This is a genomic window from Polaromonas sp., from assembly GCF_029945685.1.
In the GTDB taxonomy this organism is placed as follows: Bacteria; Pseudomonadota; Gammaproteobacteria; order Burkholderiales; family Burkholderiaceae_C; genus Polaromonas.
The window spans coordinates 280,926-295,922 of the sequence record NZ_JAQSDA010000028.1; the positions used below are offsets into that span (position 1 = coordinate 280,926).

General features: G+C 63.2%; 16 protein-coding genes. 9 read left to right on the plus strand and 7 right to left on the minus strand.

What is annotated here, in order from left to right:
- Positions 1-13: 13 nt before the first annotated feature.
- On the minus strand, positions 14-1,057 hold the full coding sequence (locus PSV26_RS21955; RefSeq protein WP_077592290.1) for a rod shape-determining protein: 1,044 nt from the start codon (positions 1,055-1,057) through the stop codon (positions 14-16).
- A gap of 260 nt (positions 1,058-1,317) precedes the next feature.
- On the opposite strand from PSV26_RS21955, the gene gatC reads away from it, so the two are divergent.
- The 3 genes from gatC to gatB are packed head-to-tail and all read left to right on the plus strand — an operon-like array spanning position 1,318 to position 4,635.
- Positions 1,318-1,617, plus strand: a complete 300-nt coding sequence (gene gatC / locus PSV26_RS21960; protein ID WP_096699112.1) for an Asp-tRNA(Asn)/Glu-tRNA(Gln) amidotransferase subunit GatC — start codon at positions 1,318-1,320, stop codon at positions 1,615-1,617.
- A 3-nt stretch (positions 1,618-1,620) separates the two neighbouring features.
- Complete coding sequence (gene gatA, locus PSV26_RS21965) at positions 1,621-3,123, plus strand: Asp-tRNA(Asn)/Glu-tRNA(Gln) amidotransferase subunit GatA (protein WP_300574137.1); 1,503 nt, start codon at positions 1,621-1,623, stop codon at positions 3,121-3,123.
- A 51-nt stretch (positions 3,124-3,174) separates the two neighbouring features.
- Positions 3,175-4,635 carry an Asp-tRNA(Asn)/Glu-tRNA(Gln) amidotransferase subunit GatB gene (gatB, locus tag PSV26_RS21970; protein ID WP_300512174.1) on the plus strand — a complete coding sequence of 487 codons (1,461 nt, stop codon included), beginning with the start codon at positions 3,175-3,177 and terminating at the stop codon, positions 4,633-4,635.
- An 89-nt stretch (positions 4,636-4,724) separates the two neighbouring features.
- On the opposite strand, the gene PSV26_RS21975 is transcribed toward gatB, so the two are convergent.
- Positions 4,725-5,396, minus strand: a complete 672-nt coding sequence (locus tag PSV26_RS21975; protein ID WP_366946023.1) for a DUF4124 domain-containing protein — start codon at positions 5,394-5,396, stop codon at positions 4,725-4,727.
- Between the two features lie 11 nt (positions 5,397-5,407).
- A complete protein-coding gene (gene pyrE, locus PSV26_RS21980) occupies positions 5,408-6,172 on the minus strand; it encodes an orotate phosphoribosyltransferase (protein WP_300574140.1) in 765 nt (254 codons plus the stop codon).
- Positions 6,173-6,182: 10 nt separating this feature from the next.
- On the opposite strand from pyrE, the gene PSV26_RS21985 reads away from it, so the two are divergent.
- A complete protein-coding gene (locus PSV26_RS21985) occupies positions 6,183-7,061 on the plus strand; it encodes an exodeoxyribonuclease III (RefSeq protein ID WP_300574143.1) in 879 nt (292 codons plus the stop codon).
- 681 nt (positions 7,062-7,742) lie between these two features.
- Here PSV26_RS21985 and PSV26_RS21990 read toward each other — a convergent pair.
- Positions 7,743-8,474 (minus strand): hypothetical protein, encoded by a 732-nt coding sequence (locus PSV26_RS21990; RefSeq protein WP_300574146.1) that lies wholly within the window; start codon positions 8,472-8,474, stop codon positions 7,743-7,745.
- A 1,385-nt stretch (positions 8,475-9,859) separates the two neighbouring features.
- Between PSV26_RS21990 and PSV26_RS21995 the strand changes: the two genes are divergently transcribed.
- Entirely contained in the window at positions 9,860-10,315 is a 456-nt protein-coding gene (locus PSV26_RS21995; RefSeq protein ID WP_300574149.1) for a response regulator transcription factor, read from the plus strand.
- A 42-nt stretch (positions 10,316-10,357) separates the two neighbouring features.
- Here the strand turns inward: PSV26_RS21995 and PSV26_RS22000 are convergent, their stop codons facing one another.
- Genes PSV26_RS22000 through PSV26_RS22010 form a run of 3 tightly spaced genes read right to left on the minus strand, consistent with a single transcriptional unit; the run spans position 10,358 to position 12,854 of the window.
- Positions 10,358-11,776, minus strand: coding sequence for a sensor histidine kinase (locus PSV26_RS22000; RefSeq protein ID WP_300574152.1), 1,419 nt, complete (start codon positions 11,774-11,776; stop codon positions 10,358-10,360).
- The gene (locus PSV26_RS22005; RefSeq protein WP_300574155.1) at positions 11,773-12,435 is read right to left on the minus strand and encodes a response regulator transcription factor; all 663 of its coding nucleotides are present in this window, start codon (positions 12,433-12,435) and stop codon (positions 11,773-11,775) included. Before PSV26_RS22005 ends, PSV26_RS22000 begins: the two co-directional genes overlap by 4 nt.
- Before the next feature lie 17 nt (positions 12,436-12,452).
- Positions 12,453-12,854 (minus strand): PepSY domain-containing protein, encoded by a 402-nt coding sequence (locus PSV26_RS22010; protein ID WP_300512111.1) that lies wholly within the window; start codon positions 12,852-12,854, stop codon positions 12,453-12,455.
- Between the two features lie 146 nt (positions 12,855-13,000).
- On the opposite strand from PSV26_RS22010, the gene PSV26_RS22015 reads away from it, so the two are divergent.
- The 4 genes from PSV26_RS22015 to PSV26_RS22030 are packed head-to-tail and all read left to right on the plus strand — an operon-like array spanning position 13,001 to position 14,946.
- A complete protein-coding gene (locus tag PSV26_RS22015; RefSeq protein WP_300574157.1) occupies positions 13,001-13,423 on the plus strand; it encodes a DUF1924 domain-containing protein in 423 nt (140 codons plus the stop codon).
- 24 nt (positions 13,424-13,447) lie between these two features.
- The gene (locus PSV26_RS22020) at positions 13,448-13,966 is read left to right on the plus strand and encodes a diheme cytochrome c (protein WP_300574160.1); all 519 of its coding nucleotides are present in this window, start codon (positions 13,448-13,450) and stop codon (positions 13,964-13,966) included.
- Between the two features lie 17 nt (positions 13,967-13,983).
- Positions 13,984-14,739, plus strand: a complete 756-nt coding sequence (locus tag PSV26_RS22025; RefSeq protein ID WP_300574163.1) for a cytochrome b/b6 domain-containing protein — start codon at positions 13,984-13,986, stop codon at positions 14,737-14,739.
- A 42-nt stretch (positions 14,740-14,781) separates the two neighbouring features.
- Positions 14,782-14,946 carry a rubredoxin gene (locus PSV26_RS22030; protein WP_300574166.1) on the plus strand — a complete coding sequence of 55 codons (165 nt, stop codon included), beginning with the start codon at positions 14,782-14,784 and terminating at the stop codon, positions 14,944-14,946.
- Positions 14,947-14,997: the final 51 nt, after the last annotated feature.

Below are 14,997 nucleotides of genomic sequence, written 5' to 3' on the forward strand. Positions count from 1 at the left end.
CCGGCGCCCTGACTCATTCAGAGGTGAAGATGGAGCCGAGGCGGTCCATGCGCTCCAGCGCAATGCCACAACCGCGCACCACGCAGGTCAGCGGGTCTTCGGCCACCAGCACTGGCAGGCCGGTTTCCTCGGCCAGCAGGCGGTCCAGATCGCGCAACAGAGCGCCACCGCCGGTCAGCATCATGCCGCGGTCGGCGATGTCGGCGCCGAGTTCGGGCGGCGTGTGCTCGAGCGCGGTTTTCACGGCGCTGACGATGTTGTTGAGCGGGTCGGTCAGGGCTTCGAGGATCTCGTTGCTCGAGATCGTGAAGCTGCGCGGCACGCCTTCGGACAGGTTGCGGCCCTTGACTTCCATCTCCTTGACCTCGGAGCCGGGAAAGGCCGAACCGATGTTTTTCTTGATGGCTTCGGCCGTCGGCTCGCCGATCAGCATGCCGTAGTTGCGGCGGATGTAGCTGATGATGGCCTCGTCGAAACGGTCGCCGCCAACACGCACGCTGCCCTTGTAGACCATGCCGCCCAGCGAGATCACGCCGACCTCGGTGGTGCCGCCGCCGATGTCGACCACCATGGAGCCGCTGGCTTCGGAGACCGGAAGGCCGGCGCCGATCGCCGCGGCCATCGGTTCTTCAATCAGGTAGACGTCGCTGGCACCGGCGCCGAGGGCGCTTTCGCGGATCGCGCGGCGTTCGACCTGGGTCGAGCCGCAGGGCACGCAGATGATGATGCGCGGGCTCGGCTTGAAGAAGCTGCGCGGATGCACCATCTTGATGAACTGCTTGAGCATCTGCTCGGTGACGGTGAAATCGGCGATCACGCCGTCTTTCATCGGCCGGATGGCTTCAATGTTGCCGGGGACCTTGCCGAGCATGGCCTTGGCTTCGTGGCCGACGGCCTGGATGGTTTTTTTGCCCTGGGGCCCGCCTTCGTGGCGAATGGCAACCACCGAGGGTTCGTCCAGCACAATGCCACGGTCACGTACAAAAATCAGGGTGTTGGCGGTACCCAGGTCAATCGCCAGGTCGGTGGAAAAATACCGACGGAAAGTTTCAAACATGGTGGGAAAGTCCGGTTTTGGGCATGGAACAAACTTCGTTGCCCTATCGCCTGTTGTGATGATTGTGAGTGGTCAAAAAGAGTCGATGGAAAGGAAAATGGGACAACACCTTGATTCCAGAGCGTAAACCGCGCCTAAAGCGTGCATCCGCCCCTGATTTCTCATCAAAGGCGGGATAATAACGCATCCCCTGTAAATCACCGGGCGGCACCCTGCCCATTATTTCATCTTTACACCTGGTTTTAGCCCCTGTTTTACCCATGGCATTGACATCCCAAGACATCGCACGTGTCGCCAATTTGGCGAGGCTGGAGTTGCGCCCCGACGAAACCGAGCACACGCTCAGGCAACTCAACGGCTTTTTTGCCCTCGTCGAACAGATGGACGCCGTCAACACGGAAGGCGTGGAACCGCTGGCTCATCCTGCCGCGGTGCTGGGTCAGGTGGCCCTCAGACTGCGCGACGACGTGGTAACTGAAACCAACCAGCGCGAGGAAAGCCAGAAAAGCGCACCGGCGGTCGAACGCGGACTGTTTTTGGTCCCCAAAGTGATTGAGTAAGCGATGAGCACCGATCTGCATGACCTCAGCGTCGCCCAACTCGCGGCCAAGCTCGCAGCGCGCGAGGTGTCCAGCCTCGAGTTGACGCAACACTTCCTGGCCCGCGTCGACAACCATGCCGGCCTGGGCGCTTTCCTTGCCACCGACCGCGAGGTGTCGCTGGCCCAGGCCCGGGCGGCCGATGCCCGCCTGGCCACCGGCGAACGCACCCCGCTGCTGGGCGTGCCGCTGGCGCACAAGGATATTTTTGTCACGCGCGACTTCCCGACCACGGCCGGCTCGAAGATGCTGGAAAACTACCGCAGCCCGTTTGACGCCACTGTGGTGGCCCGACTCGGCGTACACGGCGGCGCCGGCATGGTGACCCTGGGCAAGCTCAACTGCGATGAGTTCGCCATGGGTTCGGGCAACGACAACAGCGCCTACCAACCCGTGCAGAACCCCTGGGACATCACCCGCGTGCCGGGCGGCTCCTCGGGCGGTTCGGCAGCGGCCGTGGCCGCACGGCTGGTGCCGGCAGCCACCGGCACCGACACCGGCGGCTCGATCCGCCAACCGGCCGCCCTGACCGGCATCACCGGCATCAAGCCGACCTACGGCCGCTGCTCGCGTTACGGCATGGTGGCGTTTGCCTCCAGCCTGGACCAGGCCGGCCCGATGGCGCGAAGCGCGCTGGACTGCGCCTTGCTGTTGTCGAGCATGGCCGGGCCCGACCCGGACCGGGATTCCACCTCACTGGACCTGCCGGCGCTGGATTACGCTACTGATTTGATAGCTACCGGCGCTCAAGGAACAGGCGTTACACCGCTAAAAGGCTTGAAAATCGGGCTGCCCACGCAGTTTTTCGGCGCCGGCTGCTCGGCCGACGTGCTCAAAGCCGTGCGCGGCGCGCTGGCCGAGTTCGAGAAGCTGGGCGCGACGCTGGTGGACGTGAGCCTGCCGCTGACCGAGCTGTCGATCCCGGTGTATTACGTGATCGCCCCGGCCGAGGCCAGCAGCAACCTGAGCCGTTTCGACGGCGTGAGATATGGACACAGAGCGGCCACCTATAGCGACCTGACCGACATGTACAAGAAGTCGCGCTCCGAAGGTTTTGGCGACGAGGTGACGCGCCGCATCATGATCGGCACCTATGTGCTGTCGCACGGTTATTACGATGCCTATTACCTGAAGGCGCAAAAAATCCGCCGCCTGATCGCCGAAGATTTCCAGAAGGCCTTTGCGCAGTGCGACATCATCGCCGGCCCGGTGTCACCCACAGTCGCCTGGAAGATCGGCGAAAAGGGAGACGATCCGGTCGCCAACTACCTGGCCGACATCTACACGCTGTCGTCCAGCCTGGCGGGCCTGCCCGGCATGAGTGTGCCGGCCGGTTCTGGCGAGGGCGGCATGCCGGTCGGCCTGCAGCTGATCGGCAACTATTTCAAGGAAGCACAGTTGCTGGGTGCGGCGCACCAGTTCCAGCTGGCGACCGACTGGCACCTGCGCCAGCCCACAGGCATTTGAGTGAATCTGAAAATGAGCCAGACCCCAACCACCGAGAACTCCTTCGCCCGGATGCAGGCCGGCCGGCCCACCGGGCCGCTGGTGCAGGGTTATGAAGTCATCATCGGCTTTGAGACCCACACCCAGCTGACCACGTTATCGAAAATTTTCAGCCGGGCCTCGACCGCGTTTGGCGCCGAGCCGAACACGCAGGCCTCTGCGGTGGATTTCGCGCTGCCCGGCGCCCTGCCGGTGATGAACAAGGGCGCGGTGCAACGCGCCATCGAGTTCGGCCTGGCCGTCAATGCGCACATTGCCGAGGCCAGCGTGTTCGCGCGCAAGAACTACTTCTACCCCGACCTGCCCAAGGGGTATCAGATCAGCCAGTTCGAGATCCCGGTGGTACAGGGCGGCATGGTCGAGTTTTTCCTCGGAGACGAGAAAAAGACCGTGCGCCTGGTGCGTGCGCACCTGGAAGAAGATGCGGGCAAGTCGCTACATGAAGACTTCATCGGCATGAGCGGCATCGATTTGAACCGCGCCGGCACGCCGCTGCTGGAGATTGTCACCGAGCCCGACATGCGCTCTTCCGCGGAAGCGGTAGCGTACGCGAAAGAGCTGCACAAAATCGTGACCTGGATCGGCATCTGCGACGGCAACATGCAGGAAGGCAGCTTCCGCTGCGACGCCAATGTGTCGGTGCGCAAGCCCGGCGCCGAGCTCGGCACGCGCCGCGAGATCAAGAACCTGAACAGCTTCAAGTTCATGCAGCAGGCGATCGATTACGAGATCCGCTGGCAGATCGAACAGATCGAGGACGGCCATGCGATCCAGCAGGCCACCGTGCTGTTCGACCCGGACACCGGAGAAACACGTGCCATGCGCACCAAGGAAGATGCGGCGGATTACCGCTACTTTCCTGATCCGGATCTGCCGCCGCTGGTGATTGGACGCGACTGGGTCGAGAAGACCCGCGCCGAGATGAGTGAACTGCCGCGAGTGATGGCCGCGCGTTTTGTAGCGGACTATGGCCTGCCTGAATATGACGCCGGCCAGGTTACCCAAAGCAAGGCGGTCGCGGCCTATTTCGAGGCTGTGGCAGCAGCCAGTAAACAACCCAAGCTGGCCAGCAACTGGGTGATGGGCGAATTGTCCAGGCGACTGAACAATGAAGAAAAACCGATCGAGGCCTCGGCCGTCGGTGCGGCGCAACTCGCCGTCCTGATAACCCGGATCGCCGATGGCACGGTTTCAAACAACGCTGCCAGGCAGGTGTTCGACGCCTTGTGGACGGCCGAAGGCGCGGATGTGGATGCCATCATCGAGGCCAAAGGTCTCAAACAGATGAGCGACACCGGCGAGCTCGAAAAAATCATTGATGACGTGCTGGCTGCCAATGTCAAAAACGTGGAAGAGGTGAAGGCCGGCAATGCCAAGGCCATGAATGCCCTGGTCGGTCAGGCCATGAAAGCCACCAAGGGCAAGGCCAACCCCGCCCAGGTCAATGAGCTGCTGAAGAAAAAGCTGGGCTGAAGTTTGGCTGGAATGGCGGCAGATTGCTACCAAAAAGGTAGCGTCTTCCGCAATACCAGCAAAGGCTGATGGCCTTTTTTCTTGAAGGTCTACTTTCTGGCGGTGGGCGCTGCCGCAGCGGCGGGCGTCGCACCGCCCATCGCCCACAGCTGGTTGAGCTTGACCAGTTCTTCGTCGAAACGCATATTGACGCGTTTTTTCTCCGCCTCCTGGTCGGCGATAAAACGCTTCTGCACCGCCACGCTGCTGTCGTTCTCCTCCAGCCGGCGCTTGAGCGAGGCCGGGGCCTTGGCCGCATCGGATTTGTAGAACTCGAAATCGGCATCAATCGCCTTGCGCTGGCCGGCCAGTTCGGTCGTGCGCTTGCTCGCGGCCTTGATGACTTCGTCGATCTGCTCCAGCGCCTCGGCGCGCTCCTTGTCATGTACGGTCCGGCTCGGGTAACGCAGCAGCAGCGCCCGGTCGCGACGCTTTTCCTCTGCCTCGCGGGCGCGCACTTCGGCGGCCACCCTGTCTTTCTGCTCCTGCGCGGCCTTTTCCTGCGCCGTCAGCGAGGGACCGACCACACGTTTGACGGTGCCCGAAGGATTGATTTGCCGCTGCGGGCGGTCAATACATTCGGCAATCGGACGGTCCGCGGTGATCTTGCGGCCCGCAGCATCGACACAGCTGTAGATGCCCTGGGTCTGGGCGATGCTGCTCACGCCTGCGGCCAGTGCGGTCCAGACCACAGCCGCCATCATCTGAACACGCATTTGCATCGCCAAGGTCCTTAATCCACGCCGTAGCGCTGTCGGTAAGCCAGCACATGCTGGTAATGGGTCTGAAGCGATTCGCCGGTGGCAAGTTCCGCACCCTCTTGCGGCGCGCGACTCGCCTCAGACAGATACTGCAGCAAGTCGGTCAAACGGGCAATCGCGAAAACGTGAAGCCCCAGCTGGTTCGTAACATATTGCACAGCGCTGTAGTTGACGTCCTGGCCGTTTTCCGTGGCCTTTTCCTGCCGGTCCAGCGCGATCGCCACCGCATGGGGGGTGGCCCCGGCCGCCCGGATGATGGCGATCGATTCGCGCGTGGCGGTGCCGGCGGAAATCACGTCATCGATGATCAACACCCGCCCCCGGACCGGCGCGCCGACGAGTGTGCCGCCTTCGCCGTGGTCCTTGGCTTCCTTGCGGTTGTAGGCAAAGGGTACGTTGCGGCCCAGGCGGGCGAGTTCCACGGCCACCGCCGCCGCCAGCGGAATACCCTTGTAGGCCGGGCCAAAAATCATGTCGAACTGCAGGCCGCGCGTTTTCTCCTCGAGCAGCAGGCCGCGCGCATAAAATTGCGCCAGCCGGCCGAGTTTGGCGCCGTCGTCAAACAGCCCCGCATTGAAAAAGTAGGGGCTCAGGCGCCCGGCCTTGGTCTTGAACTCGCCAAAACGCAGCACGCCCGACTCGATGGCAAACTGCACGAATTCCTGCGCAAGCCCGCCCTCTTCGGCGCTTGGGCGGCTGTCCTGTTGCTGCGCTGGCGTACCCTTTTTGATGCTCATTGGAAGTCCCATGTTTAAATTAACCAGCCTGAACCTCAACGGCATCCGTTCCGCCGCCACCAAGGGCATGCCCGAATGGGTGGCTCAAACCCAGCCGGATTGTATTTGCATGCAGGAGCTCAAGGCCCAGGCGGCCGACGTGGCCGGCCGTTTCGAAGACATCGCCGGGCTCAAGGGCCACTTTCATTTCGCCGAGAAAAAGGGTTACTCCGGCGTCGCCATCTACACCCGCCATGAACCCAGCGACGTGATCACCGGTTACGGTTCGACCGAATTCGACGCCGAAGGCCGTTATGTGGAACTGCGTTTTGACAGGCCCGGCCGCAAACAGGCGCCCAAGCTGTCCATCATCAGTTGCTACTTTCCGAGCGGCTCCTCCGGCGAGGAGCGGCAGGCAGCCAAGTTCCGCTTCCTGGCCGAGTTTTACCCCTACCTGGCCAAGCTCAAGGAAACACGCGACTTCGTGCTGTGCGGCGACATCAACATCGCGCACCAGGAGATTGACCTGAAAAACTTCAAGGGCAACAAAAAGAACAGCGGCTTTCTGCCGGAAGAACGCGCCTGGATGAGCGAACTGCTGCGCGACGCGGAAGCGGCAGAAGATGCACTCGAGGAACTCACGGAAGGCACCGGCCAGCCCGCCGTGAAAGCCACACGCGGCGGCGGCATGGTCGATGTTTACCGCAAGCTGCAGCCAACGGCCACCGACGAGGCCTACACCTGGTGGAGCAACCGCGGCCAGGCCTACGCAAAAAACGTGGGCTGGCGGCTCGACTATCACCTGGCCACGCCGGCCGTGGCGGCCCTGGCCCAAAGTGAAACGATTTACAAAACCCAGCGGTTTTCCGATCACGCGCCGATCACGGTGGACTACGACTTCCAGATTTGAGCCGGTGAGTTGGGCGGCTTGCGACCCGGAACAATCCTTCACTCCCGCCGGACGGCTCGCCCAGACCTGTCGTCCACTGCAATGCTCGGTGCGCGCCAACGTTTAAGCGCAGGCGGCGACACGGTCAGGGCTCGTGGGTTACGGATGGACAAACGTCTGGCGTCGCTCCAGAATGATTGATGCTGAATTTGTACCCTCAGGAGGTTCAAAGGCTTCTCGACTTGCGTCCGGAGGTGACATGCGTGGAGGCCCCGCTCTTGTTGCTTCCATTCAGCGGTCTGTACTTGTTCGCGCTACCGTATGTCAGCATGCGACGCAGCAAGGTAGAAAAGCGACACAACGCAGGGCCGGTCACCTGAAGAAAAGTCCCTTGAAATGCCGCCACAAGATGAGCCGGGCAAGCGCCTTGCTTTGCAATCAGTGCGAGCATTGGATGCACTTTCCTCCAGCTGTCAAGGCGCATTGGTTGTGGTCTCCCATGACAAGGTACCCATACGCAGACTACGCCTTACGGGGCACCCGCCCGTCACAAGTGACGTTGGCAACTGGATGACCAGTGTCAGCTCCCACACGATCGCATGCACCCCGACGGCACGCCACCAGCCGGTTGCTCGCGGCGGCCGTCACGACGTTCATTTCAAATTGCTTTCATGGCGGTTCGTCCGTTGGACAAGGGCACGGTCAAGCTGTCAATTCAGCTTCGGCCTGCGCTGTACGGGGCGCGCCTTGGGCCGAGCCGTTGGCATAAGCCAGCAGTTCGTGCGTCCACAAGGCAAACCACTCAAACACCAGGTCCACGCGCTGCAACGCGTCCTGCTGCTGAATGGCGTCCAGAGTGATCTGGGCCAGCTCGGCGTGGTCGTTGTTCATGGCGTGGCCCGATTCCAGATTGAAGTGGAATTCACCGCAATAGCGCAGCTCCACGCCCGTTTCCCGCTGGTATTGCGCAGCGATCTTCGAGGTCAGCGCAAACAGGATATTGCCGGTTTCCTCAATGGCTTCAATGATGGCCAGCCGGACCACGGGCTCGGCCCCCCAGACCAGGTGCGCCAGCCGATGGGCCAGCAGACGGTTCTGAATGGTTGCATCGCTATACAGGAAGCGCAGGGTGTCGCCAGGCGTCTGCTTTGTGTCGTCATGCCCCAGCTTGGTGTAGTCTTCCAGGTACCAGGGCCAATGGTGGTCATCTTCATAAGTGTGCGCATTGATCATCTTGAGCCACGGGTCATCAGTGGGCTCGCTGCGCAGCACCAGGCGGTTCAAGTCTCCAAAGCTCATGATGAAAGACGCCATGCATGGGAAGAAGGCCAGGCGTTCGCGCGTGGACAGTTCGTCGTCGCGCAAGAAATCGAAAAACGGCAGTTTTTCGTAGGTGCGCTTGAGCTGGAAAATGTGTTTGAGTACTGGTTTCATGAAGTGATGGAAAAAGTGAAGTGAAGAGTGAAGGGGTCTTGATGGTCATCAGCCATGGATTGAGAAAGAAAATGCCGGATTTCCCGCGCGGTGGCGCGGTTGCGCCAGGGTCTGACACCCGAACGCAGCGGCACAGCACGGACGGCGGGCCTGCTGCGAGGCATGGGCAGGTGCGCTGGGGGCATCTACCACTGGGACAAAGTGATTCATGGACATGACCACTGCAACAAGACACAAAGAAAATATTTTTTCATGAGTAGGCAAAGGTAGATTGAAAAATTCGGCAAGAACGAGTGGATCGACGACACTTTGAGTTCAGCAAGATGGAAGAGTGTCTCCAGCATCTAACGCCAATTCCTGCTCACAGAGGTTGTAAGCAGGCAGCCCAAAATTTAGTCGTCGGCGACAGATACGCCAACGTGAAATTAGTCATACCCGACTTTTTCCGCCACACCGGTCCACCATGCCGGACCCGCAGCCACCCATACCGAAGTTCTTCCGCGCCCGGCCAGAAGGTCACGTCTGCGGTATCTCGGAATCATTCACTCCCCCGATGGCGGGGTGGCCGCATTGCGCCGTCACGTCGCTCCCGGATTTTGTGCAGAGCGCCCTTGCGGGCATCGTCATCACTCAAGACTGTCTACGGCATCTTCCCTAAACTCCTGGAACGGTCCTCTCAGGACGCAACGACGGTGTCCGGTGGAGAGCAGCAGATGTGCGCCATCGATCGTGGCCTGATGGCCGCCCCGCAACTGCTGATGATCGACGCGCTTTCACTGGGCCCGTCCCCCCCTCACGGTCCGCGAAATCGCGGGGGCGTTACACCGCGTCAATGAACTCGGCATTTCGATCCTCCTGGTGGAGCAGGATGTCGGCACCGCGCTGTCTTTGTCATCACGCACCTACGTCATGGATGAGGGCCAGATCGTTCACTCAGGCGCATCGTCTTCCCTGGCGACCGACCCAGCCGTTCGTGCTGCCTACATGGGCGGCGTCTGGTAGCGTTGAAATCAATGACCGGTTGAATCCGTCGCCGTTTGCAGACAGCCCCGGATTCAGCGACGACTTCCAGTCAGCGCCCCATTCGTGCAGCAGAACCCTTTGAATCTCGATGATTTCTAGGTCTTTTTGTCGAACTGTCCACCAACTGGCCACGCAGGCCGTGGCGTCCCTGGACCCAAGCGAGGCAATTTACAGGCCCCTGCAGTTTCCGACCTCGGTGGACTACCAGCTGCAGCTTTGATACGGACCCCGCGGGGTCTGGCCACACAAGGGTCACGCAACCGGTCCCGGAAAACGGCCAGAACGGGCCATCCGGGAGAACAGGGCAACTATTGAGCGGGTCCTCACCGGATTGATATTTCCCCTTCCTTAGAAAATACCCCATGACCACCGACCCCACACCGCCGCCACCGGAGGCCGAGCCTTCTCCGGCTCAGGAGGAGCCGGCAGCGGCCTTGCCCGCCGTCCTGGTGGTCGAAGACGACGAGTCCATCGCGTACCTGCTGGTCTTCATGCTGGAGCGCGAGGGTTTCCAAGTCCACCTGTGCCAGGATGGCCGGCAGGCCAGGAAATACGTGGAGGAGAACGCATCCACGGACATCGTGGTCCTCGATATTGCGCTGCCCTACCTCGACGGATTCGGCCTGATCCGGGTGATGCGCGACAGGATTGCATGGGAGTCAACCCCCATCATCATGTTGACCGCCAAAGCCCAGGAGCAGGACGTTGCAAAAGCACTTCGGGCCGGCGCAAACGACTACCTGCTCAAGCCCTTCCACCCGGCAGAGCTGCTGGCGCGCATCAGCAAACTCTGCGCCCGCGAAACACCGGCGAGCTGAAACGGGAGAACGCTTGCGGCAACCCGGTCCGGCGCTGAAATCTCAGGCAGGCGGTTGCGGACCTGTAGCCGGCAGGCGCAAGGTGGCACGCAGCCCGCCGCCAGCGGCTGGCTCCAGGGTGAGCCCACCTCCGTACAGGCCGACCAGGTCCTGCACAATGGCCAGGCCCAGCCCCGTGCCGGGCACCGACTCGTCCAGGCGCACGCCCCGGGCTCCCACTGAAGCGAGATGTCCGGCCTCGATGCCGGGGCCATCGTCCTCGATGTGGATCTGTATCTGGGGCGGCGCACTGCCGGCAACGGGTTCGGCATGGACCGTCACGGTGGAACCTGCCCACTTGCAGGCGTTGTCCAGCAGATTGCCCAGCATTTCCTGCAAATCCTGCTCCTCGCCGGCAAAAAACAGCGGCGCTTCGGCAGCCAGCACGGTGATGGAAACGCCTCTTGCGGCGTGGACCCGCTCCATCACCCGCACCAGGCCGGCCAGCACCGGCCCGACCGCGGTGCGCTGGCCGGGCAGGCGCTGGGTGGCGGCCACACGGGCGCGGGCCAGGTGCCAGTCGATGTGGCGGCGCGACAGCCCGACCTGCTCCTTCACCAGCCGGGCCAGTTCGCTGTCGTGCACTGCCAGCGTCCCGGCCGCGGCCTGATCCAGCACCGACAGCGGCGTCTTGAGCGCATGAGCCAGGTTGCCCGCCTGGGTGCGCGCGCGCGCTACCACCTCGGTGTTGCGGTCGAGCACATCGTTGAAATCGTCGATCAGCGGCTGCACTTCGGTGGGAAAGCGCCCCTGCAGGCGCTGCGTCCGCCCTTCATGCACATCGGCCAGTGCGCGCTGCATGGCGCGCAGAGGCGACAGCCCCACCGCCACCTGCGCCAGTGCTGCCAGCACGAGCAACACCAACAGCACCGCCAGCGACGCGGCCATCACGCCGTTGAAGCTGTCCACGGCCCCGGTGACTTCCTGCATGTCGGCCGCGACCACGATACGCCAGCGGGCATCGGGCTGTTCGGCTATTTTTACCTTGCGCTCCAGGATCAGCAATGGGGCGTCCAGCGGACCCTTGCCCTGGTGCACATGCACCGCGCCATCGGCCAGTTCGTCGGCGAGCAGCGGCAGGCTGGTGTCCCACAGCGAGCGCGAGCGCAGCACGCCCGCGCGGGACAGGCCATCGGCGGTGGTGCGATCCAGCTGCCAGTACAGCCCCGAATAAGGCTTTTGCCAGCGCGGGTCGGACAGGGCCTGAGGGTCGATCAGCGGCTGGCCAGCAGCATCGAATTCAAGCCGGGCGGTGAGCTGGTCGAGCTGCTGCGTCAGGGCCGCCTCGAACTGCCGCATCACGTGGTCGCGAAACAGGCCACTGAGCAGCACGCCCGCAAGCAGCAGCGCCAGCGCCAGTGCCACCAGCGTCGCGGCCAGCAGCCGCAAACGCAGTGACGTGGCCCGGCGCCAGAGGCTCATGTCGGGGACACCAGCCGGTAACCCAGCCCGCGCACCGTTTCGATCAGTTCGGGCGGCAGCTTGCGGCGCAGGCGGCCCACGAAGACCTCGATGGTGTTGGAGTCGCGCTCGAAATCCTGGGCGTAAATGTGTTCGGTCAGTTCGGTGCGCGACACCACGGCGCCCGGGCGGTGCATCAGGTAATCGAGCACCTTGTACTCATGGCTGGTCAGGCTCACGGGCTGGCCGGCCAGCGTGACGCGGCCGCTGCGTGTGTCCAACGCCAGCGCGCCGCACTGCAGCACCGCCGAGGCCAGGCCGCTGGCACGGCGGATCAGCGCGCGTACACGTGCCAGCAGCTCTTCCATGTGAAAAGGTTTGGTGAGGTAGTCATCGGCCCCGGCGTCGATGCCGGCCACCTTTTCGTTCCAGTTGTCGCGCGCCGTCAGGATCAGCACCGGCATCGTTCGCCCGCTGTCACGCCAGCGCTTGAGCACGGTCAGGCCATCAAGCACCGGCAGGCCCAGGTCGAGCACCACGGCATCGAAGGCTTCGGTGTCTCCCAGGAAGTGGGCATCGCGGCCGTTGTCGGCCTCGTCCACCGCGTAGCCGACCTCCACCAGGCCGGCACGCAGCTGGGCACGCAGCGTGGGTTCGTCTTCAACCAGGAGGATGCGCATGGGCTGGCAGCGGAGTATCAGGGACGTGCATCACGGCCGGTGCGGCGCTCGTCGCTTTTGCTGTTGCCCTTGGCGGGCAAGAGGGCGGCGGTCCGCGCATCCAGCTTGAGCTTGACCAGTTGGCCCTGCGGCTGCAGCAGCTTGACTTCGTAGATCCAGCGGCCGTCTTCTTCTTGCTGTTCCAGTTCGACTTCCATGACCTGGCCCGGATGCTCGCGCTCCAGCCGTTCCAGCATGCTGCGCAGCGGCAACACCTGCCCGGCCTGAACCGCCTGGCGCGCACGGTTGTGGTCGTCCTTGCTGCCGGACCAGGCCGGCTGCAGGCCCAGGCTGCCCACCAGCAGCGCCAGCACCCACAACCCGCCCGGCCGCGAACGGTGGCGTTTGCCGGCGAAGAGGAAAGGCTGGGCGGAGGTCATGGCGTGATTGTCCTGCCCCCATTGTGAACCGCAGATGAACGGCGTCTTCAGGATGGGTTCAAGCGCCCTTGCCAAAAATACATCCCATCGCCTGCCACACCGGCCAACATCCGCCAACACCCACCCAAAACGCAAAAAGCCAAGTCATGACCGTGCTCCGTACCTTCTTTCCCGCAGCCCTCCTGCTGGCCGCCACGCTGGCCAGTGCGCTCCTGCCCGCCACCAGCCAGGCGGCCGACACCTCGCCCGCAGAGCAGCTCAGCCACTGGAGCGCCCAGGCCGGTACCCCGGGCAATGCCGACAAAGGCCGGGCATTTTTCAATACCAAACATGGCGGCGAATGGTCCTGCGCCTCATGCCACGGCACGCCACCTACGGCGCAGGGCAAACACGCCAGTACCAGCAAGTCGATTGCACCGCTGGCCCCGGCCTTCAACCCCAAGGCCTTCACCGACACCGCCAAGGTGGACAAATGGTTCCGCCGCAACTGCAAGGATGTGCTGAGTCGCGAATGCAGCGCTGGCGAAAAGGCCGACGTGCTGGCCTACCTCAACAGCCTCAAGCCCTAGCCGTTCCCCCACCGGAGTTTCTTCATGAACACCCTCCCCAACGTCCGCTCCCTGTTGATCGCAGCCACCTTTGCCCTAGCTGTGCTGCCCGCCTTGGTCCGGGCCGACAGCAGCCGTTTGCTGCCCGGCAACATGCCTGCGGCCTACACCCAGGAATGCGCCGCCTGCCACACCGCCTACCCGCCGGGCATGCTGCCGGCCCGCTCCTGGCAACGCATCATGACCGGCCTGGACAAACACTACGGCACCGACGCCTCGCTGGACGCGGCCACAGTGCAACAACTCAGCGTCTGGCTGAAGGCCAACGCGGGCACCTACAAACGCGTCGCAGAAGAGCCACCGCAGGACCGCATCACCCGCTCGGCCTGGTTTGAACGCAAACACCGCAAGGTCGATCCGGCCGTCTGGAAACACGCCAGCGTCAAGAGCGCGGCCAACTGCGCGGCCTGCCACACCGCAGCCGACAAGGGCGATTTCAACGACGACAACATCCGCTTCCCGGCCGGGCTCGACGCCCGTTACCGCCGGGCCTGGAACGACTGAACCCAAGGAGAACCACCATGCATGCCACCCCCTCCATCCATACCACTGCCCAGACAGCGCCGGCAACGCCCACGCCGGGCCGCCGGGTGACCGACGCGCCCACGCGCATGTTCCACTGGCTTTTTGCGCTGAGCTTTCTGGGCGCCTACCTGACCGCCGACGGCGAAAGCTGGCGGCTGCTGCATGTCACGCTCGGCTACACCCTGGCCGGCCTGCTGGTGTTTCGTGTGCTCTACGGCCTGCTGGGTCCGCGCCAGGCGGGCCTGGGCCTGATGTGGCGCAAGCTGGCCGGCGCGCCGGCCTGGCTGAGGTCGCTCACGCAAAGCCGATCAGCGGCCGGCATCAACTGGCGGCAGGGCCAGAACCTCCTGATGGCGCTGGCCGTGGTGGCCCTGCTGCTGATGGTGGTGCCGCTGACGCTAAGCGGTTATGCCACCTACAACGACTGGGGCAACTTTCTCGGCGGCGACTGGCTGGAAGAGGTTCACGAGTTTTTCGGAGAAGCATTCCTGTTCGTCGTTCTGGCCCACCTGGCGCTCATCGCGGGCCTGAGCCTGCTGCGTCGGAAAAACCAGGCCCTGCCCATGCTGACCGGCCGGATCGCCGGCCAGGGGCCGGACCTGATGCCGAAGAACCGTGTCTGGCTGGCCGCCTTGCTGCTGCTCGCCGTACTGGCCTTCGGCGCCTGGGAATGGCAGCAGTCAAGCCACGGACTGATCCCGGCCAAGGCCTGGAACAGCCAGGCGGCCGGGCAGGCCAACGATGACGACTGACAAGGCCCGCTTTCAACCCCCATCATCCCCAGTGAGGAATTCATGAACGTCTACCTGTGTGTCGTCTGCGGTTTCATCTATGACGAGGCGGCCGGCCGGCCCGAAGACGGCATCGCCCCGGGAACGCCCTGGGCCGCGGTGCCCGCGGGCTGGGTCTGTCCGAAATGCAGTGTCGGCAAGGCCGACTTCACCATGGTGCTGGTCTGAACCCTGCCGGGGAGTAGACCCTCCCCTGAGGCACCAGAACGCTATGAATAA

What these genes read in the sequence shown, in the direction of transcription:
- PSV26_RS21955 (WP_077592290.1), bottom strand. Translation starts at nt 1,057, where the DNA reads ATGTTTGAAACTTTCCGTCGGTATTTTTCCACCGACCTGGCGATTGAC.
- PSV26_RS22015 (WP_300574157.1), top strand. Translation starts at nt 13,001, where the DNA reads ATGACCGTGCTCCGTACCTTCTTTCCCGCAGCCCTCCTGCTGGCCGCC.
- pyrE (WP_300574140.1), bottom strand. Translation starts at nt 6,172, where the DNA reads ATGAGCATCAAAAAGGGTACGCCAGCGCAGCAACAGGACAGCCGCCCA.
- PSV26_RS22005 (WP_300574155.1), bottom strand. Translation starts at nt 12,435, where the DNA reads ATGCGCATCCTCCTGGTTGAAGACGAACCCACGCTGCGTGCCCAGCTG.
- gatC (WP_096699112.1), top strand. Translation starts at nt 1,318, where the DNA reads ATGGCATTGACATCCCAAGACATCGCACGTGTCGCCAATTTGGCGAGG.
- PSV26_RS22030 (WP_300574166.1), top strand. Translation starts at nt 14,782, where the DNA reads ATGAACGTCTACCTGTGTGTCGTCTGCGGTTTCATCTATGACGAGGCG.
- PSV26_RS21985 (WP_300574143.1), top strand. Translation starts at nt 6,183, where the DNA reads ATGTTTAAATTAACCAGCCTGAACCTCAACGGCATCCGTTCCGCCGCC.
- PSV26_RS21995 (WP_300574149.1), top strand. Translation starts at nt 9,860, where the DNA reads ATGACCACCGACCCCACACCGCCGCCACCGGAGGCCGAGCCTTCTCCG.
- PSV26_RS21990 (WP_300574146.1), bottom strand. Translation starts at nt 8,474, where the DNA reads ATGAAACCAGTACTCAAACACATTTTCCAGCTCAAGCGCACCTACGAA.
- gatA (WP_300574137.1), top strand. Translation starts at nt 1,621, where the DNA reads ATGAGCACCGATCTGCATGACCTCAGCGTCGCCCAACTCGCGGCCAAG.
- PSV26_RS22010 (WP_300512111.1), bottom strand. Translation starts at nt 12,854, where the DNA reads ATGACCTCCGCCCAGCCTTTCCTCTTCGCCGGCAAACGCCACCGTTCG.
- PSV26_RS22025 (WP_300574163.1), top strand. Translation starts at nt 13,984, where the DNA reads ATGCATGCCACCCCCTCCATCCATACCACTGCCCAGACAGCGCCGGCA.
- PSV26_RS21975 (WP_366946023.1), bottom strand. Translation starts at nt 5,396, where the DNA reads ATGCAAATGCGTGTTCAGATGATGGCGGCTGTGGTCTGGACCGCACTG.
- PSV26_RS22000 (WP_300574152.1), bottom strand. Translation starts at nt 11,776, where the DNA reads ATGAGCCTCTGGCGCCGGGCCACGTCACTGCGTTTGCGGCTGCTGGCC.
- PSV26_RS22020 (WP_300574160.1), top strand. Translation starts at nt 13,448, where the DNA reads ATGAACACCCTCCCCAACGTCCGCTCCCTGTTGATCGCAGCCACCTTT.
- gatB (WP_300512174.1), top strand. Translation starts at nt 3,175, where the DNA reads ATGCAGGCCGGCCGGCCCACCGGGCCGCTGGTGCAGGGTTATGAAGTC.